General features: G+C 65.5%; 11 protein-coding genes. 3 read left to right on the plus strand and 8 right to left on the minus strand.

All coding sequences use genetic code 11. The features are described from left to right. Positions 1-53: 53 nt before the first annotated feature. The 4 genes from B0G57_RS09920 to B0G57_RS09940 all read right to left on the minus strand — a co-directional run bounded on the left by B0G57_RS09920 (position 54) and on the right by B0G57_RS09940 (position 5443). Positions 54-1172, minus strand: a complete 1119-nt coding sequence (locus B0G57_RS09920; RefSeq protein WP_026229999.1) for a polysaccharide biosynthesis/export family protein — start codon at positions 1170-1172, stop codon at positions 54-56. A 115-nt stretch (positions 1173-1287) separates the two neighbouring features. Then, positions 1288-2826: an undecaprenyl-phosphate glucose phosphotransferase gene (locus tag B0G57_RS31670; RefSeq protein WP_018442460.1), complete on the minus strand. Its 1539-nt coding sequence runs from the start codon at positions 2824-2826 to the stop codon at positions 1288-1290. 27 nt (positions 2827-2853) lie between these two features. Next, positions 2854-4458, minus strand: coding sequence for a mannose-1-phosphate guanylyltransferase/mannose-6-phosphate isomerase (locus B0G57_RS09935; RefSeq protein WP_018442461.1), 1605 nt, complete (start codon positions 4456-4458; stop codon positions 2854-2856). 13 nt (positions 4459-4471) lie between these two features. After that, entirely contained in the window at positions 4472-5443 is a 972-nt protein-coding gene (locus B0G57_RS09940; RefSeq protein ID WP_035469175.1) for a GlxA family transcriptional regulator, read from the minus strand. A 1429-nt stretch (positions 5444-6872) separates the two neighbouring features. On the opposite strand from B0G57_RS09940, the gene B0G57_RS09945 reads away from it, so the two are divergent. Continuing rightward, on the plus strand, positions 6873-8915 hold the full coding sequence (locus tag B0G57_RS09945) for a hypothetical protein (protein ID WP_018442464.1): 2043 nt from the start codon (positions 6873-6875) through the stop codon (positions 8913-8915). Positions 8916-9227: 312 nt separating this feature from the next. Here the strand turns inward: B0G57_RS09945 and B0G57_RS31325 are convergent, their stop codons facing one another. After that, positions 9228-9428, minus strand: a complete 201-nt coding sequence (locus B0G57_RS31325) for a hypothetical protein (protein WP_018442465.1) — start codon at positions 9426-9428, stop codon at positions 9228-9230. Between B0G57_RS31325 and B0G57_RS09950 the strand changes: the two genes are divergently transcribed. Both B0G57_RS09950 and B0G57_RS09955 read left to right on the plus strand, forming a co-directional pair. Beyond that, positions 9427-11142 (plus strand): hypothetical protein, encoded by a 1716-nt coding sequence (locus B0G57_RS09950; protein ID WP_018442466.1) that lies wholly within the window; start codon positions 9427-9429, stop codon positions 11140-11142. The two genes, B0G57_RS31325 and B0G57_RS09950, sit on opposite strands and share 2 nt — an antisense overlap. 406 nt (positions 11143-11548) lie before the next feature. Then, entirely contained in the window at positions 11549-12601 is a 1053-nt protein-coding gene (locus B0G57_RS09955) for a helix-turn-helix domain-containing protein (RefSeq protein WP_102607174.1), read from the plus strand. 71 nt (positions 12602-12672) lie between these two features. Here the strand turns inward: B0G57_RS09955 and B0G57_RS09960 are convergent, their stop codons facing one another. The 3 genes from B0G57_RS09960 to B0G57_RS09975 all read right to left on the minus strand — a co-directional run bounded on the left by B0G57_RS09960 (position 12673) and on the right by B0G57_RS09975 (position 16283). Beyond that, positions 12673-13320 (minus strand): DsbA family protein, encoded by a 648-nt coding sequence (locus B0G57_RS09960; protein ID WP_018442468.1) that lies wholly within the window; start codon positions 13318-13320, stop codon positions 12673-12675. A 197-nt stretch (positions 13321-13517) separates the two neighbouring features. After that, the gene (locus B0G57_RS09965; RefSeq protein WP_018442469.1) at positions 13518-15131 is read right to left on the minus strand and encodes a TAXI family TRAP transporter solute-binding subunit; all 1614 of its coding nucleotides are present in this window, start codon (positions 15129-15131) and stop codon (positions 13518-13520) included. Positions 15132-15167: 36 nt separating this feature from the next. Continuing rightward, the gene (locus B0G57_RS09975; protein WP_018442470.1) at positions 15168-16283 is read right to left on the minus strand and encodes an NADH:flavin oxidoreductase/NADH oxidase; all 1116 of its coding nucleotides are present in this window, start codon (positions 16281-16283) and stop codon (positions 15168-15170) included. Positions 16284-16399: the final 116 nt, after the last annotated feature.

The following is a 16399-nucleotide window of genomic DNA, read 5'->3' on the forward strand; positions in this document are numbered from 1 at the left end:
GATGTCCCGTCATGCCTCGCCGCGCGTGACGGGACGAATGTTTGCAATCGATGTCAGTACTTCGACACGAGGGCTCCTGTGAGCGCCGCATTGACCGCCGGCAGCAGCAGGTTCAGCACACGGTTGAACTTGACGAGGCCACCGTTATCGACGTAGACGACGTCTCTCGGTTGCAGCTGAAACTGATTCGCGAGCACCATCGAGACAGGCGACGTCGCGTCCAGGTGGTAGATCTGCGGCTGGACGCCGTCACCGTCGCGAATGACGAACAGCGACTTGGCCTTGGCGGTGTTTTCGTTGAAGCTACCCGCCTCGGAGATCGCCTGGGCCAGCGTCAGCTTGCCGTTGCGCAACGGCATGACCGTCGCGGGCTTGTTGAGCTCGCCCATCATGTAGACGCCGTTCTCGTCACGCGAACCGACGCGCACCATGTCGCCGGGCCTCAGCACAATGTCATTGGGGTTGCGCCCCGCTTTCACGATCGCGTTGAAGTTGATTGGATACGTCACTCCGTCACGCACGAGCGATACCTGACTTTGATCCGCGTTGGCCGTGAACCCGCCCGCGCGCCCGATCGCCTGTGTCAGCGTCATCGGGATGTCGTTGATCTGCTGCGAGCCGGGCTTGCCGACCTCGCCGTCGATATAGACTTGCGAGGAACGGAATGAAGCGACGCGCACCGTCACCTCGGGGCTTTTGTAGACTTTGCTGATCCGCGAAACGATCTTGCGCTGGACTTGCTCGACGTTGTCTCCGCCAACGTGAACGGTCCCCGCATACGGGAACTGAATGTTGCCCGCCTCGTCGACGAGAAAGCCCGGCGCGGCGTCGGACTCACGCGTGTTCTGCGCTCCCTGGCCGAGCGCCGCCGCGAGTTCGGGGTGATCCCAGACAGTGATCTGCAGCACGTCGCCAGGGCCGACCGTATAGGCGCTCGGCTTGCCGAACAGGCTCGTCAGCTGCGGCGAAAGCGGCTGAGCGCCTGCTTGCCCGTTCATCTGGCGAATCAGTGCGAGATTGATGTCCGTGATGGGAATCTGTACCTTCTGCTCCGGTTCCTTGCTGTATTGACCGCCCGTCTCCGTGACTGTCGGCGGCTGCTCCATGCGCTGGCCGGGCACGATCGAGCAGGCCGAGACGAGGCCCGCCAGCGCGACGAAAACGAATGTCATGAATGCGCGGTTGCGCAACTCCCAATAGCACATGATTTTTGTCCTCCGTGCCGGTTATTGACTTCAGCGCGCGCCTACCGGGAAAGCGGCGCCATTTGGCCTACCATCAGTCAAGTCAGTAAGCGTTGCTATGGATCAGTCCCTTGACGACGGTGGCGGCGATGATCCGCATATCGAGCCCGAAGGACCAGTTACCGAGGTAATACAGATCGTGCGCGACGCGCCGCTCCATCTTCTCGATACGGTCTGTTTCGCCTCGATACCCGTTGATCTGAGCCCAGCCCGTGATGCCTGGCTTGATGCGATAGCGGTGGATGTAGCCGGCGACGACCTTTTGATAGAGATCATCGTGCTCGAGCGCGTGCGGGCGCGGCCCCACGACCGACATGTCGCCCTTCAGCACGTTGATGAACTGCGGCAGCTCGTCGAGGCTCGTGCGGCGCAGGAACGCACCGATCTTCGTCACGCGCGGGTCTTGCCGCACGGCCTGCTTGACGACCCCCGGCTCCTCCACGTGCAGCCGCATCGAGCGGAACTTGTAAATCGTGAAGACGCGTCCATCGGCCCCTTTGCGCTTTTGCTTGAAGAAGACCGGGCCCGGCGACGAAAGCTTGACGGCGATCGCGATCGCGATCATCAGCGGCGCAAGTCCGATCAAAGCGCAGGCCGCGAAGACACGGTCGAAGAGATCCTTTTTCATCATCGCGCTCGGCGAAAGCGGCGACGCGATGAGATTGATCGCGGGCACGCCCAGCAAATCGATGATGCCGCTCGTATCGAAGAGGGCGAGCGAGCGCACGTCGGGCATGAAGCGAATGTTCACGAGGTCGTTGCGAAACTCCCCAATGATCGACAGAATCGTGCGCTCCTCCGAGAGCGGCAGCGCGAGCCATAACTCGTGCACATCGCTCGTGCGGACACACTGCGCGAACGATTCGATATCGTCGAAGCGCTGCATGCGCGCATCGGACCCGCTCGACTCGGCCGCAGACGCGGCCGCGGTTCTTGCGGCGCGCGCCGAGGCGTCGAGCCGCGCGTAGGCATGGGTCGCGCGCAGCGCGAGCGGCAAGCCGAGCGGCGAAGGCGCGGCGGATGCGTCGGCCGAAGCCGCGTCGAGCACTCGCGCTTCGCCGCTCGCCGTCTTCGGCACGTAGATGGCGGAAGCGCGAAAACCCGTCGCCGGCGCCGCTTGGATGCGGCGCAGGATCGCGTTGCAATGGTGGCCTGAACCGACGAGCGCCACCTGATGCAGGTTCATGCCCGCGTGACGCAGGCGTGCCAGCACCGCATGCGAAGCGAGCCGGTAGGCGATCAGCAGGCCGCCCGCGAGCGCCGTCCAATACGCAAACCAGAGCCGGGAGACGAAATCGATCTGGCGCAGCGAGAACATCACCATCAGCGCGCATGCCTGCACGACGAGCCACGCGAGCGCCACTTGCCCCGCCAGCACGCGCTTCGAGCGGCCGCGCCACGACTCGTAGACCCCGAACACGGGGAACAGCACGAGCGCGAACGCGGCGGTGAAGAGCGCGAACGCATCGGTAAAGCCGCGATGGGCCCAGCCCGAAAAGCGCATTTCCGAAGCCAGCACTGCCGTCGCGATGATGAGCACGACATCGATGAGCCGCGCACATAAGCCTTGTAGGTCACGCATATCGGTACTCCGGGGACCCGGGACGCATCAATGCGCCTTCGAGCCGTTGCCGTCTTGCTTGCCGTTGTTGCCTTCCTGGACGGCTTGCGCCGCGCATCGCCCGTATTGATCGTCGAAACGGACAATGTCGTCTTCACCGAGATAGGCGCCCGACTGCACCTCGATGATTTCGAGCGGCACCTTCCCCGGGTTCTCGAGCCGATGACGGACGCCGAGCGGGATGTACGTCGACTCGTTTTCGCTCAACAGGAACTGCTCGTCGCCGCGTGTCACGAGCGCCGTCCCACGCACGACGACCCAGTGCTCGGCACGATGGTGGTGCATCTGCAGCGACAGGCGAGCCCCCGGTGAGACGACGATGCGCTTCACCTGGAATCGATCTCCGTGGTCGATCGAATCGTAAAAGCCCCAAGGGCGGTGCACCTTGCGATGAGCGTCCGCCTCGGGCGCATGCTCGGCCTTGATGCGCGCAACGAGCCCCTTCACGCGTTGCACATGGGAGCGATCGGCGACGAGCACCGCATCGGGTGTTTCGACGACGACGACATTGGACGTCCCCACGCACGCGACGAGCCTGCCCGCCGAATGCGCATACGTCGAAGTGGCGCCTTCGAAGACGACGCGCCCACGTGCGACGTTGCCGTCCTGATCCTTGTCGAGCGCGTCCCAGACCGCATCCCACGAGCCGAGGTCGGACCAGCCGGCATCGAGCGGTATCACCACGCCACGGAACGTCGAGTCGTCGGAGCCGAGCCGCTCCATGACCGCGTAGTCGATCGAGTCCGCCGGCGCGCGCTCGAATGCCTCGGGCGCGGGATCGAAACGCTCGCCGCGCGTCGTGCCGCCGGCGACGGCTGCAAGACAGGCCTCGTGCATCTCGGGCCTGAATGCGCGTAATGCGTCGAGCCACACCGAGGCGCGCATGATGAAGATGCCGCTGTTCCACCAGTAGGTGCCCGCGGCCAGATACTGCGCGGCGAGCTCGGCGGCCGGCTTCTCCACGAAGCGGTCGATTTCGTGCGCGCCGTCGTCGAGCGCCTCGCCGACGCGGATGTAGCCGAAGCCGGTATCGGGCCGCGTCGGCGGCACGCCGAGCGTCGCGATCGCGCCGCGTTCCGCGTATTGCGCGGCAAGCTCGATCGCGGCTTGCAGCGCGGGGATGTCGCTGATCGAATGATCGGCGGGCATGACGACGAGAATCGCATCGTCGCCCTCGTCGGCGCATGCGCGCGCCGCCGCAAGCGTCAGCGCGGGCGCGGTATCGCGGCGCGCCGGCTCGACGATGAGCCGCGGGACGACGCCGCTTTGACGCAACTGTTCGTCGATGATGAAGCAATGCTCGCCGCCGCAGACGACGATCGGCGAGTCGGCCATCTCCCAGCAGTCGGAAAATCCGTCGAGACGGCGCACCGTCGCCTGCAGCAGAGTATCGGAGCCCACCACGTCGATGAGCTGCTTCGGATAGTGCTCGCGCGACATCGGCCACAAGCGCGTTCCGGAGCCGCCGGCCAGCACGACGGGGACGAGCCGCTTGCACGGCGTCGTCGCCACACGCGCCCGGGCGGCGACCGTGTCCGACCTCGCCGAGGCCGCCGCGGCTCCGTTGACGTATCGTTGTTCCTGAGACCTCATGCCATCACTCCTCTCAGCCGCCCGCTTCGCGGCGACTTTGCATGCGGAACTCGGTCGGCGAAATCATCATCCGCTTGCGGAAAATCTTCGCGAGACGATCGCCATTGCCCATCCCGCTGCGCCGCGCGATCTTGTCCACCGGCAGTTCCGAATCGATGAGCAGGCTGCAGGTAATCGCCAGACGCGCCTGCAGCAGGTAGTCCGAAGGCGTCATCCCGAGCTCGAGCTTGAAGCGGCGCAGGAAGTTGCGCTCGCTCATCGCGGCCACTTGAGCCGCGTCCGCGATCGAAATCGGCCGCTCACAGTTGTCTTGCAGCCAGCGCGCCGCCGCACGAATCTTGTCGCCGGCACTCGCGGCACCCGCATCGCCGAGCAGCGGCACGAACCGCGCGCTGGACCCCGGCATCAGCCGCTCAGCGACGCTGCGCGCAATGTCGAGGCCGAGGTCGCGCTTGACCATCGTCAGCGCACCCTTCATCGGCGCGAGCCGATCGCTCGTATCGACGGGCGGCGTCTCACGCCCGTTCTGCCGCAAATAGCTATTGAACTGATGTTCGCTGTCGCGATTGGCGATGCCAGCCGCCTCCAGCAGCGCGCGACCCTCGTCGATCGAGCGGACGTTCGCTGTCTTCACATGGACCCGACGCAGCCAGCCGATCAATCGCTCGTCGCTTGCCGCCGCTTGAGCGCCCTTGCCACCCGCGACGAAGAGCGCGTCGAAACCGTTGAAATGGCGGGCGTCGAGCCCGTCGGTCCAGACCCTCACCGAAGAGGAGCAGGTCACGTTCCCGCCGCCGGCTGAAAGGAAGGAAACGTCGTAGACCCAATCGTCGCTCGAGCGCGTCGCGACGAGCTCGTTGGCCACATGGAAGACTTCAGCGACAAGTCCTGCGCCGAGCAGCGAAAACCCGTCGAACAGGACGATTGCGATGCGGCGCGTTGCGCACCGGTTGCTCTTCTCCGAAACATGCAACCAACCCATCATGGCAGGTTCGATACTCGCGTTACTCGCGTAAGGCATGGCATTTCCCTCAAAAGTCATTGCCTGCATATCGGCCATCCCCCTGGTCAATTTGCAGTGCATCATAAACAGACGAATAGCGCGTTGCGGATGCCGTGACGCAATTCAGCGACATGTTGGCGGAATTCTTCCGGCGAATGTCGTCTGAATCCAACGACCATTTTTCTCAACCTTGCGCGATTCCCCTGGACCAATCGGACCATCCAATTAATTACCGAACCTTTCACATACCTTTTAGTAAAAAAGCGCCAGCGCGCAGCGGCAGAGTCGATGCCGGCGCCGTGGTCGTCCCCTGGCAATAAACGCCTAGCCACCCGTTACTTGACGGCTTGCGAAAGAGATTCGGCTTCGTGCGAGCCGATATGACCGAATACGGCAAGACCCGGGCCTGAACCGGACGACGCGTGGGCGCCTGCACCTGCCGCACTCCTGGGTCGTTTCGGTCGGGACATTAGGGTTCCCCCCGAACGACCGCACGCAACCGAAGATAGACGTTGGCGGAAAAGTAGTGTGTTGCGCAGGCCACATTCGCACACACCGCGGATGCGAGGAATTGCGCCGCTCGTCGGCACTTATTCCTTAATTCCCTATTTCCTATTATCAAACCACATCACTGCGGGGGACGGCATGTTTCAAATCTGATTCATTTTCGATTCTTTTGACATTTCTGTGTACGCGCGATTATTTGTCTTAATCGTTCGTGTCATCGGTGCACTCAATCATATGATTAATAGCCGGCGCGCGGCGCCATTGCCCCTGGATCAGAGCCGGTCGACCTTGCACTGCAACATGCGACCCGGCGCTCTCGGCCCGGTGCCAGGCCCTCTGCGCTTACGGGCTCACTCGTGCGGGCACGCAGCGCTATCGGGGCGCGTCAGCAACAATTGCCGCCGCACAGGAGCAATCCGCCATCGACGACAGGGCCGCGCCCGCCCGTTTCCGTCACGCCGAACGCCTTGCCCAGCAAGCTTCCGCCAACTCGTCCGCAAATTTCCGCCACCTGGTCTGCGTAAATGCGCTAGATGTTTCAGTGCCGAAAATTGCCGAAAGCCGTTAGTCTCTCGGCTGCGAGTCGTCCCCCCAATCGGAATTTCGTCGGTCCCCAAGACCTGCACATCATTTCGTCTCGAGGCTGCTTCTCAAGCCTTTCCTGCTCGCAGACTTCGCGGCGCGCGATTCAGTCGCCCATCGGCGATCCGTTTCAGGCACGGCCGAACTCACCGGCCGGGGATACTTCCCTTTTTGCCGAACCGGGCCCGTGCGCCAATTCCCGTTGACAGCCGCCGACAGGCGGCACCGTGCATCGTCGTGGCGGCGATGTGCGACGCCCTACGCTTGCCTTTGCGCTTGCATAGGCCGACGCAGGGTGCTTCTTGTAGCCAACAACGACAGAATGAACGACTTTTATCTCAACACTCAGAGCACTTCCAGGATTTCCAACCGTCCCCTAACCAACCGACCCATCCCCGCCCGCCTCGCAGCGCTCGCTGCCTTCACGTTCACGCTCGCCGCATGCGGCGGCGGTGGCCGCGGCAGCGGCCCGACGGCCGCTGCCGCGGCCGCCAGTCCCTCGGGCCAAGCGAGTGCCGTCAACTCGCCCACCGCGATCGTCGCCGCGGGCGGCCAAGCGCTGAGCTGCGGCTCACCCTCGGCCGCGAGCGCCGCCGGCTCGGGCGGCAATCTCATCGAAGCCGACACGCCGGGCAGCGACGGCTCGCGCATGTTTGCGCTCGGCAAGCCGTTCACGATTGCGTTGACGACGCGCGCGGCGAGCGACGACACACTCACGTGGAAGGTGACGGACGACTGGAACGTCGTGCGCGCAAGCGGGAGCATCCCCGTGAAGAGCGGCGCGCAAACCGTCACGCTCAGTTGCTCCTCGACGCTTGCCGGTTACTTCTCCGTATCGGCGACGCTCGCCAAAGAGGGCGGCCAATTGCCCTCGCAGGGCACGCGTCCGACGGGCATCGCGACATTCGGCGTGTTGCCCGACGTATCGGCGACGCTGCCCGCAGTCTCGTTCGCCCGTGAGGATCAGCATCGCTTCGGCGGCCAGGGCGCCAACTACCTCGTGGCGGGACAAACGTGCTGCAGCGGGGACGGCTATCGGCCGCTCTATACCGATCTCGGCCTCTCGTGGGTCAACGACAACCGTAACTGGTACGCGGAGGAGCCGAACGGGCCGAACACGTTCGTGCCGAGCACCAACACGTTGGCGCCTTTCTTCCGCAAGGGCGACATCATGCGTCTGATCCAGCTCGACGGCATTCCGGGCTGGGCGAGCCCGACGGGCGCGCAGACCGAGGGCTATGCGCCCGTCAACGAAGCGGCGTTCCAGGACTACACGAGCCGCGTCGGGGCCGATTCGGCCGCGATCCGCGCGGCATTCTTCCCGAATCAGTCGGCGAACTACTATCAGATCACGTGGGAGCCGGACGGCGGAGGATCGACGCAATGGCACGATTCCGACGCGAACTTGGTCGCGATGTATCGCGCCGCCTACACGGGGCTGCATTCGACCGATCCGCACGCCGTCGTGATGGGCGTCACGGATGCGCTCTTGCGCACGAACACGCAGTGGCTCGCGCGGCTCGCGCCGCTCGGCATCGCGCAGTACCTCGACGGTCTGTCGGTTCACGGCTACTACGATGCGGGCACCTCGCCCTCGCATCCGCCCGAGCGCCTCGCCACGGATCCTGATCCGGCCACGGCCGCCAACGCGCTGCCCGCCTCGATGCGTGAGCTGCGCGCCGCAATGGCCAAGTACCTGAAGCCCGGTGCGAAGCTGTTCTCCACCGAAACGGGCATCAGCTACGACACGGGCGCGTCGTATGGTCCGAACTATCCGTCGCAGAACGTGCTGTTCGCGCACGGCGCCGTCGTGGCGCGCTCGCAGCTGATCCTGCTCGGGGAAGGCGCCGACATGAGCTACGTGTTCTATTCGTCCGATTCGTCCGCCGACACCCCCGGGTACGGCATCTTCTTCGATCTGTCGAACGCGCAGGGCAGCTTCGGTTCGAGCAACATCAGCCCGAAGCCGGCCGCGATGGAGGTTGCCGCGATGACGCGCCTCATCGACGGCACGACGACGATGGGCTATCTCAACGACGTGCCGACGGGCGTCTATGGCTACGCGTTTCAGCGCTTGAACGGCGGCAAGATCGTGACGGCGCTCTGGACGCACAACAACGCCGCCTGGAACACGTCGTCCGGGTTCAGCGAGACGTACAGCGTGCCTTACTCGCTCAAGGTCGATGACGACGGCACGTCCGGCAACGTCACCGTGCTCGACGCCATGGGCAACGCGGCGACGATGCCGTACACCAACGGCCATATCGCGCTCACGCTCTCCGAATCGCCGATCTACGTCGTTTCGACGAACGCATCCGCGATGAAGTCGCACGTCACCGCGCCGGCCGGCTACGTGACGCAGTAAGCGAGAAAGCGGCGAGGCTCGGGCCACCGAGCTCGCCGCCGCGCGGCAGGGCACGACGGCGGCTCACCGCGAGCCGCCCGTCGGTCAATGTTCGGGAACCCACAGTCGTCGCAAGAACGATGTGATGTAGTCGAAAGTCGGCTTCTCTAAGGCGTTCCCGCATATGATCGCTGCGTTCAAGCATTTCCGCGGCATCCCTGCCCGGACTCTCGTTTTCTCGAGCCGGTGTTCCGTTTCCTCGATACCCGCACGGAGCATGCGGCGGCTATTGGCCTGCCTCGTATGGCTCATGGTCGCCGCCTGCAATCGGACTCAGGCGGGCGACGACGCGAGCGGCACGACCGGTTCCCCCTCCACACCTGCAACGAAGGCCGCATCGTCGGCACCGATGCGAATCGCAACGGGCTCGATCGCATGCGAGCCGCAGGCCGCATCGCCCTCGGCCGCACCTGCTCTCTCCGCAAAGGGCGCCCCGATCGAAGCCGACACGCCAGGCAGCGATGGCACGCGCATGTTCAAGCTCGACAGTCCCTTTACGATCGCATTCACGACGCGCACGAGCGCGGACGATACGATCGTCTGGCAACTGCGCGACGATCGCGACGCCGTGCGCGCAAGCGGACGAACGAAGGTGGCCAGTGGAGCGCGGACGACGACGTTGCAGTGCCGCTCGACACTGGCCGGCTACTTCGCGCTTTCGGCGAAGCTCGCGCGCACGGGCGATGCGTTGCCCGTGCGCGGCACGCGTCCCGCCGGCATCGCGACGTTCGGCGTTCTGCCCGACGTCTCGTCAGTGCTCCCGCCCGTCGTCTATGCTCGCGAAGATCAGCATCGCTTCGGCGGCCAGGGCACCAACTATCTCGCGCCGGGTCAGGCCTGCTGCGACGGCGACGGCTATCGGCCGCTCTACACCGATCTCGGCCTCTCATGGGCCAACGACAACCGCAACTGGTACATGAAGGAGCCGGAGCGAGCCGATACCTTCAAGCCCGGCGTCGACACGCTCGCCCCATACTTCAGGAAGGGCGACATCATGCGCCTCATCCAGCTCGACGGCATACCGGGCTGGGCGAGCGCGACGGGCAAAGCCACGCACAGCTACCTTCCCGCTTCGGAAACGGCATACGGCAGCTACATGCGGCGCGTCGGCACGGATTCGTCGCTGATCCGTAACGAGTACTTTCCGCGCCAGGCGAACAACTACTACCAGGTGACGTGGGAGCCCGACCCGGACAGCGGGCTGCCCTGGCGCGATTCGGACGCTCACTTCGTCGCGCTCTATCGTGCCACCTACGAAGCGATACACGCGACCGATCCGCATGCCGTCGTCATGGGTCCGACGAATGCCTCCGTGCGCGAGAACACGCGCTGGCTGAAACGGCTCGCCCCGCTCGGGCTCGCGCGCTATCTCGACGGCGTCGCCATCCACGGCTACTACGATATCGGCTGCTCGCCCTCTCATCCGCCGGAGCGTCTCACGACCGACTCCGATCCCGCCAAAGCGGCCGATGCGCTGCCCGCCGCGATGCGCGAGCTGCGGCGCACGATGGCCCAGTATCTGAAGCCCGGCGCAAAGCTCTTCGCCACGGAAACAGGCGTCAGCTACGACGTGGGGACGTCGTACGGCCCCGACTATCCGAAGCAAGACGTGCTCTTCGCGCACGGCGCCGTCGTGGCGCGCACGCATCTCATCATGCTCGGCGAGGGCGCGGATACGACGTTCATCTTCTATTCGTCCGATCCGCCCGATCCGCCGCCCGGCTATGGGCTCTTCTTCAATCTCGCCGAAACCAAGGGCGGCTACGGCGCGAGCCATATCAGCCCGAAGCCGGCCGCGATGGCCGTTGCCGCGATGACGCGCCTCGTAGACGGCACGACCACGCTCGGCTATCTCGACGACGTGCCGACGGGCGTCTATGGGTACGCGTTTCAGCGCTTGAACGGCGGCAAAGTCGTGACGGCGCTGTGGACGCACAACAACGCCGACTGGAATACGTCATCCGGGTTCAGCGAAACGTATAGCGTGCCTTACTCGCTGAAGGTCGACGACGATGGCGCGTCGGGCAACGTGACCGTGCTCGATACGATGGGCAACGCAGCGACGATGCCCTACCACGACGGCCGCGTCGCGCTCAGGCTCTCGGAGTCGCCGATCTACGTCGTCTCGACGAACGCATCCGCGATGAAGTCGCACGTCACGGCGCCCGCGGGCTACCTCGGCCGTTGAACACCTGGTGCCCTGTCCCGCACGACACTAGAGCATCGAAGAACCGCTCGCTGACACGCGATTCAACCTCGGCGACGAGAGGCCCGCAATGCTCATTTGACCTGACGAAACGACCGTCAGAGCCGTTACTCAAATCGATGGGCACGCGGGCCGGCGCGAACGAACGAAGCGTGCGCGAAGTATCGAAATGATCTGCCAACATCTCGCGCTTTTCCGACGATGGTCGCAGCGGTTGCCGGCGCGAAGCCTATGATGCGACGGCCGGCTCCTGCCTTCGCTACCCTGCTTGAGCGAATGGCGTCGCCTCGCGCGCCGAGGCGCCGATGCATCACGAACCACGCTGCGAGGCGAATGCCACGAAGCGACGCCCGTTCACCGAACGCTCCCTTCGCGCGACTTTGCTCACATGGCCAAACGGATCGCTATCCTGATCTTTGACGCGTTCTCTCTCGTCGAAGTGAGTTCGGTGGCGGAGGTCTTCCGGCTCGCCGACGAGATCGAGCTCGAGCACGAGACGGCGCTGAAGGAGTCGGACGCGCCGATGGCCACGGCTCATTCGTCGCCTCCCGAGCCGCCGCCGTTGCCGGAATCGCCCGAACATTTCGAATCCACGGAGCCGCACGAGCCCTACGAACTCATCGTCGTATCGGACGCGGGCGGCAGCGTCGCGAGCAGCGGCGCGATGCGTGTGTGGTCCGAGCGGCTGGAAACGTACGCGTCCGGCGGATTCGATGTTCTGTTCATCGCCGGCGGGCCCGGTGCCGCGCGCGCGAAGGAAGACGAATCGTTCATGCACCATCTGCGCGAAGCGCTTCAGCATACGCGCGTGGTCAAGCCGATCGGCGAAGGGTTCGGCATCCTCGCGGCCGCCAACGCGACGCAAGGCACCGAGGCGGGCGCTCAACCGAACGTGCCGATCGCGCTCGGCGTGGCCGCGCGTACCGCACCGCTCGTCGAGCAGGCCGTCGCGCTCGACGATCCGCTCGGCCCGATCGCGGCGGCGCTGTCGATCGTCAAGCGCGACCGCGGCGCCAATGCCGCGCGCGAAATCTCCGAGCGCTCGATGCCGGGCGCCTGGCGGCGACTTGGCGCCGTGCTCGGCGAACTCGACGAAGGCGGCGCGCGCGAGAAGATCAACGCAGCCGCGCGCTGGATGCGGGAGAACTACGGGCGACCGATTTCGGTCGCGAAGGCGGCGCAGGTCGCCGCGATGAGCGAGCGCAGCTTCTTGCGCCGCTTCAAGTCGCAAATGGGGCTCACGCCCTCCGAATATCTGCTGAGGGCGCGGCTCGATGCGAGCTGCCTGCTGCTCGTCGCGACCGATCTGCCCGTCGACAAGATCGCGCGCCGCTGCGGCGTCAGCAGCGGCGACGGTCTCGCGAAGATCTTCCGCAAGCGCCTGTCCATCTCGCCGACCGAATACCGCATTGCCGAGCGACGGCGCGCGAATCAGCGCTGAACCGACCGCAAACGCCCGCCTCCCCTCGCACGCTCACCGACTCAGCTCTTCGCTCACCGTGCATCCGGCCATCAAGACTGCGACTCGAGCCCGCTCGGCAGCGCGCTGACGCGCCGGACTTCGGGCGATTCGAGCCAGCTCGGCGATCGCGCGCAATAGAGCATCATCGGCAAGGCGTCCTCACCCCAAAAGATCTGCCCGTTGAGGCGAAACATCGGCACGCCGAAGACGCCGAGCGCGACCGCGTCCTCGAAATTGCGTCGCAGGCGGGCCTTCGTCTCTTCCTGCTCGATGAGCGGCTCGCCCTGCGGCACCCCCAGCTGCCTGCACAGATCGGCGAAACCGTCGGGCGTCGACGGATCGCGCCCATCGCGCCAGATGAAGCGGAAGATCGCGCAGACGGTCGGGACATCGGCCTCGAGCGCGGCGGCCAACAGGAGCGGCTTCGTCGAATCGAAGGGATGCACGGGCGGCATCTTGAACGGGATGCCGAGCTGCTCGGCGCGAAAGAGCGCATGCCGGTAGACGAACACGCGCTTCGGCGCAACTTCGTTCGCCGGGCGTTGCCCCCAGTGCCGGTAAAGCGCGTAAAGCGACACGGGCACGAGCCCGAACGGCAACTGGGGCCACTTGTGGTGTTGCTCGAGCAGCAGGTACGAAAACGGCGAGACGAAATCGTAGAACCATAGCGGCGCGGCCGCATCGATGGTTTGGCTCATTTGGCTCTCCTGATGCCCGTCGCGACGGCGCCGCGCCGGTGCCGCGGCTCGCCGTCGCGACCATCTTACGCGTCGGCGCCGCGGCGCGGACCTAGGCGTCGCCCTCGCTTACGTTCGTTACAGAACCGTAGCCGTAGCCCGTAGCCGTCGCGGGCGGTGTGCCTTCGATGTTTGCGCTTCCATCTGCTGGCCCGGCCCTAGGCGGCGCTCATGCTTCTTTTCGCAAGGCGCGCGCGCACGAAGCCGATATGCTCGCGCAGAACGTAGAACTGATCGGCATAGGCAAGCGGGATCTTGAGCCTGTTGACGGACTCCTCGATCCGATCGAGCCTTTCGACGAGCTCCGCCCGCTCGCTTTCCGTCGTCTCGTTGAACGCCGCGCGCTCCAGCGCGATCAGCGCGCCGTACCAGCGATAGAGCCGCGACTTGACTCGCCACGCGTAGAGCGAAGGCACGAGCCTCAGGCCGGGAATCAGAACGACGACGATCGGCACCACCAGCACGATGAGACGATCGGCGAGGCTCGCGAGCCAGAACGGCAGTACGCGGTAAAGGAAGCTCTTGCCCGATTTGTAGTAACGCGCCGCATCGTCGGAGAGCGGAAAGTCGTGCACGAGCGGCGCGGGGAATTCGCCGGCCCGCTGCAACAGCGTGGCACCGCCATTCACCTCACGTGCCGCCTCGACTAGCAGATCCGAGAGCGCCGGATGCAGCGAGTCTCGCGCAATCAAGTCCACCGTCGGCGAGAGCGTGTGCACGGTCGCGGGCGGCAGGTTCTTGCCGAGGTCGAATGCGCCCATCGGCAAGGCGATGTTGTTCAGATAGGGGAAGCGGCGCGCGTAGGCTTCGGCCTGCACGAACGAAAAGAAGCGGACGTGCGGCGTGCGCGTGAGCCGTGCCATCACGGGAAGCTGCACCGAATCGCCCGCGAAGAAGGCCGCGTCGATGGTGCCGGCCGTCAGTGCGCGCGCCGCTTCCTCGCCCGTCATCGGCAACAGCGTCGTCGCCCCGCCGGGCGTGATGCCGTTCGCCTTCAGAAGCACGAGCGCGAGCGCGCGAGCGCCACTGCCCTCGGGGCCGATCGCCAGCCGCTTGCCGGCAAACTCCGAGAGGAAGATGCGTCGCGGGCCGTTATAGAAGACGACGAGCGGCACGTAAGCGACGCTGCCGAGTGAAACGAGTCCCTCGGGCGGCGCGGGCGGACCGGACGCGGCGACCGGCGTGGCCGCTACCGCGGGCTGGGCCGACGCGGCGAGCGCCGGCGCCGATGAAGCTTTACCCGATGACGACGCCGCGGCGGCCACGGACGACGATGCGCCTGCGGCCGAAGACGGGGTTGCCGCGTCGTCCGAAGCCATCGAGCCGCCGCCCGGCGCCGCCGCCGTCGCCGTCGTCCCGGAAGCCGCCGCGCTCGACGCGGCCTGGCCCGGCGAGGCCCCGCTCGCCGATACGGCGGAGAGCAGCCCGCTTTGGACGAAGCCGACATCGACATGACTCGAGGGATCGGCGAGCCGCCGCAGATTCTGCAACGAGCCTTCGGAAGGCAGCACGACGAGCGTGATGCCGTTGCGCGCGAGGATCTGCTTATAGCGCTGCGCGGCATTCCAGAACGAGCTGCCCGGCGGCCCCGAGGTGATCGTCAGTGTGCTCGGCGGCGCGGGCTGGATAAGACGAATCGCAATCCAGATGGCGGCCGCCGAAATGGCGAGGATCGGCCCGAACGAGACTGCGAGGTCGCGCCAGGAGATCGCGACAAAACGGGCAACGAGGCGCGGAGTACGGCGTGGAAGTTCTCGTTTCGGTCGCTTCATCGGGTCGTCGTCGGAGGGTCGTGTCGGTCTGCGATTCTAGCGCTGACCGGTGCTGGCTCCGACGAACAGATCCTTGAACTCGCGCGGCTGCGAGCGCCAGTATTGCTTCGGCGCATGCACCCGCGCGCCGAGCTTGGCCGCGGCATGCCATGGCCAGCGCGGATCGAAGAGCATCGCGCGAGCGAGCGACACGGCATCCGCCTCATGGTTCGCGATGATCGCCTCGGCCTGCTCGGGCTCCGTGATGAGGCCGACGGCAATCGTCGGCAGCCCCACTTCAGCCTTGACACGCTGCGCATACGGGACCTGATAGCCAGGGCCGAGCTTGATGGCCTGCTCCGGCGATACGCCTCCCGTCGTCACATGGATCGCCGCGCACCCGCGCGCCTTCAACGCGTTCGACAACGCGACCGTCCCATCGATGTCCCAGCCGCCCGGCACCCAGTCCGTCGCGGAGATGCGCGCCCAGACCGGCTTATCGGCAGGGAAGGCGGCGCGCACGGCTTCGAACAGTTCGATCGGGAAACGCATGCGGTTCTCGAGGCTGCCGCCGTACTCGTCGGTGCGGTGATTGGCGATCGGCGACAGGAATTGGTGAAGCAGATAGCCATGCGCGGCATGGATCTCGATGCCGTCGATTCCGAGGCGGGCCGCTCGCGCCGCCGCGGCGACGAAATCGTCGCGCACCTTGTCGAGTCCCGCGCGATCGAGCGCGATCGGCGGCTCTTCTTCCTTCGCATGGGGCACGGGCGAAGGCGCCACGGTCTTCCAGCCGTCGGGCGCTTGCGACGGAATCTGCGCGCCGCCCTCCCACGGAGCCCGGCTCGACGCCTTGCGGCCCGCGTGCGCGAGCTGGATGGCGACCTTGATCGGCGAATGCGCGCGCACCGCCTTCAGCACGCGGGCGAGCGCGGCTTCGTTGTCGTCCGAATAAAGACCGAGGTCGGACGGCGTGATTCTGCCTTCGGGCGATACGGCGGTCGCCTCGATGATAAGTAGTCCCGCACCGGAGAGCGCGAGATGCCCGAGATGAATCATGTGCCAGTCGCTCGCCGAGCCGGCCTCAGCGGAGTATTGGCACATCGGCGCGATGACGATGCGATTCGACAGCTCGAGCTGGCCGATCGCCAGCGACTCGAAAAGGCGGCTCATTGCGAAGGTTCCTGGCAAGACGAGTGAGCCGTCACCATAGCGCATCTGTACAAGGCTTGCCCGCACGTCGGGCACCCCCAATCGCCGAATCGGCCTCCGCATTCGCCGTCCATCGC

This window comes from Trinickia symbiotica, assembly GCF_002934455.1.
GTDB classification, from domain to species: domain Bacteria; phylum Pseudomonadota; class Gammaproteobacteria; order Burkholderiales; family Burkholderiaceae; genus Trinickia; species Trinickia symbiotica.

What these genes read in the sequence shown, in the direction of transcription:
- B0G57_RS09940 (WP_035469175.1), bottom strand. Translation starts at nt 5,443, where the DNA reads ATGATGGGTTGGTTGCATGTTTCGGAGAAGAGCAACCGGTGCGCAACG.
- B0G57_RS09960 (WP_018442468.1), bottom strand. Translation starts at nt 13,320, where the DNA reads ATGAGCCAAACCATCGATGCGGCCGCGCCGCTATGGTTCTACGATTTC.
- B0G57_RS09965 (WP_018442469.1), bottom strand. Translation starts at nt 15,131, where the DNA reads ATGAAGCGACCGAAACGAGAACTTCCACGCCGTACTCCGCGCCTCGTT.
- B0G57_RS09935 (WP_018442461.1), bottom strand. Translation starts at nt 4,458, where the DNA reads ATGAGGTCTCAGGAACAACGATACGTCAACGGAGCCGCGGCGGCCTCG.
- B0G57_RS09955 (WP_102607174.1), top strand. Translation starts at nt 11,549, where the DNA reads ATGGCCAAACGGATCGCTATCCTGATCTTTGACGCGTTCTCTCTCGTC.
- B0G57_RS31670 (WP_018442460.1), bottom strand. Translation starts at nt 2,826, where the DNA reads ATGCGTGACCTACAAGGCTTATGTGCGCGGCTCATCGATGTCGTGCTC.
- B0G57_RS09945 (WP_018442464.1), top strand. Translation starts at nt 6,873, where the DNA reads ATGAACGACTTTTATCTCAACACTCAGAGCACTTCCAGGATTTCCAAC.
- B0G57_RS09975 (WP_018442470.1), bottom strand. Translation starts at nt 16,283, where the DNA reads ATGAGCCGCCTTTTCGAGTCGCTGGCGATCGGCCAGCTCGAGCTGTCG.
- B0G57_RS09920 (WP_026229999.1), bottom strand. Translation starts at nt 1,172, where the DNA reads ATGACATTCGTTTTCGTCGCGCTGGCGGGCCTCGTCTCGGCCTGCTCG.
- B0G57_RS09950 (WP_018442466.1), top strand. Translation starts at nt 9,427, where the DNA reads ATGTTCAAGCTCGACAGTCCCTTTACGATCGCATTCACGACGCGCACG.
- B0G57_RS31325 (WP_018442465.1), bottom strand. Translation starts at nt 9,428, where the DNA reads ATGCGCGTGCCATCGCTGCCTGGCGTGTCGGCTTCGATCGGGGCGCCC.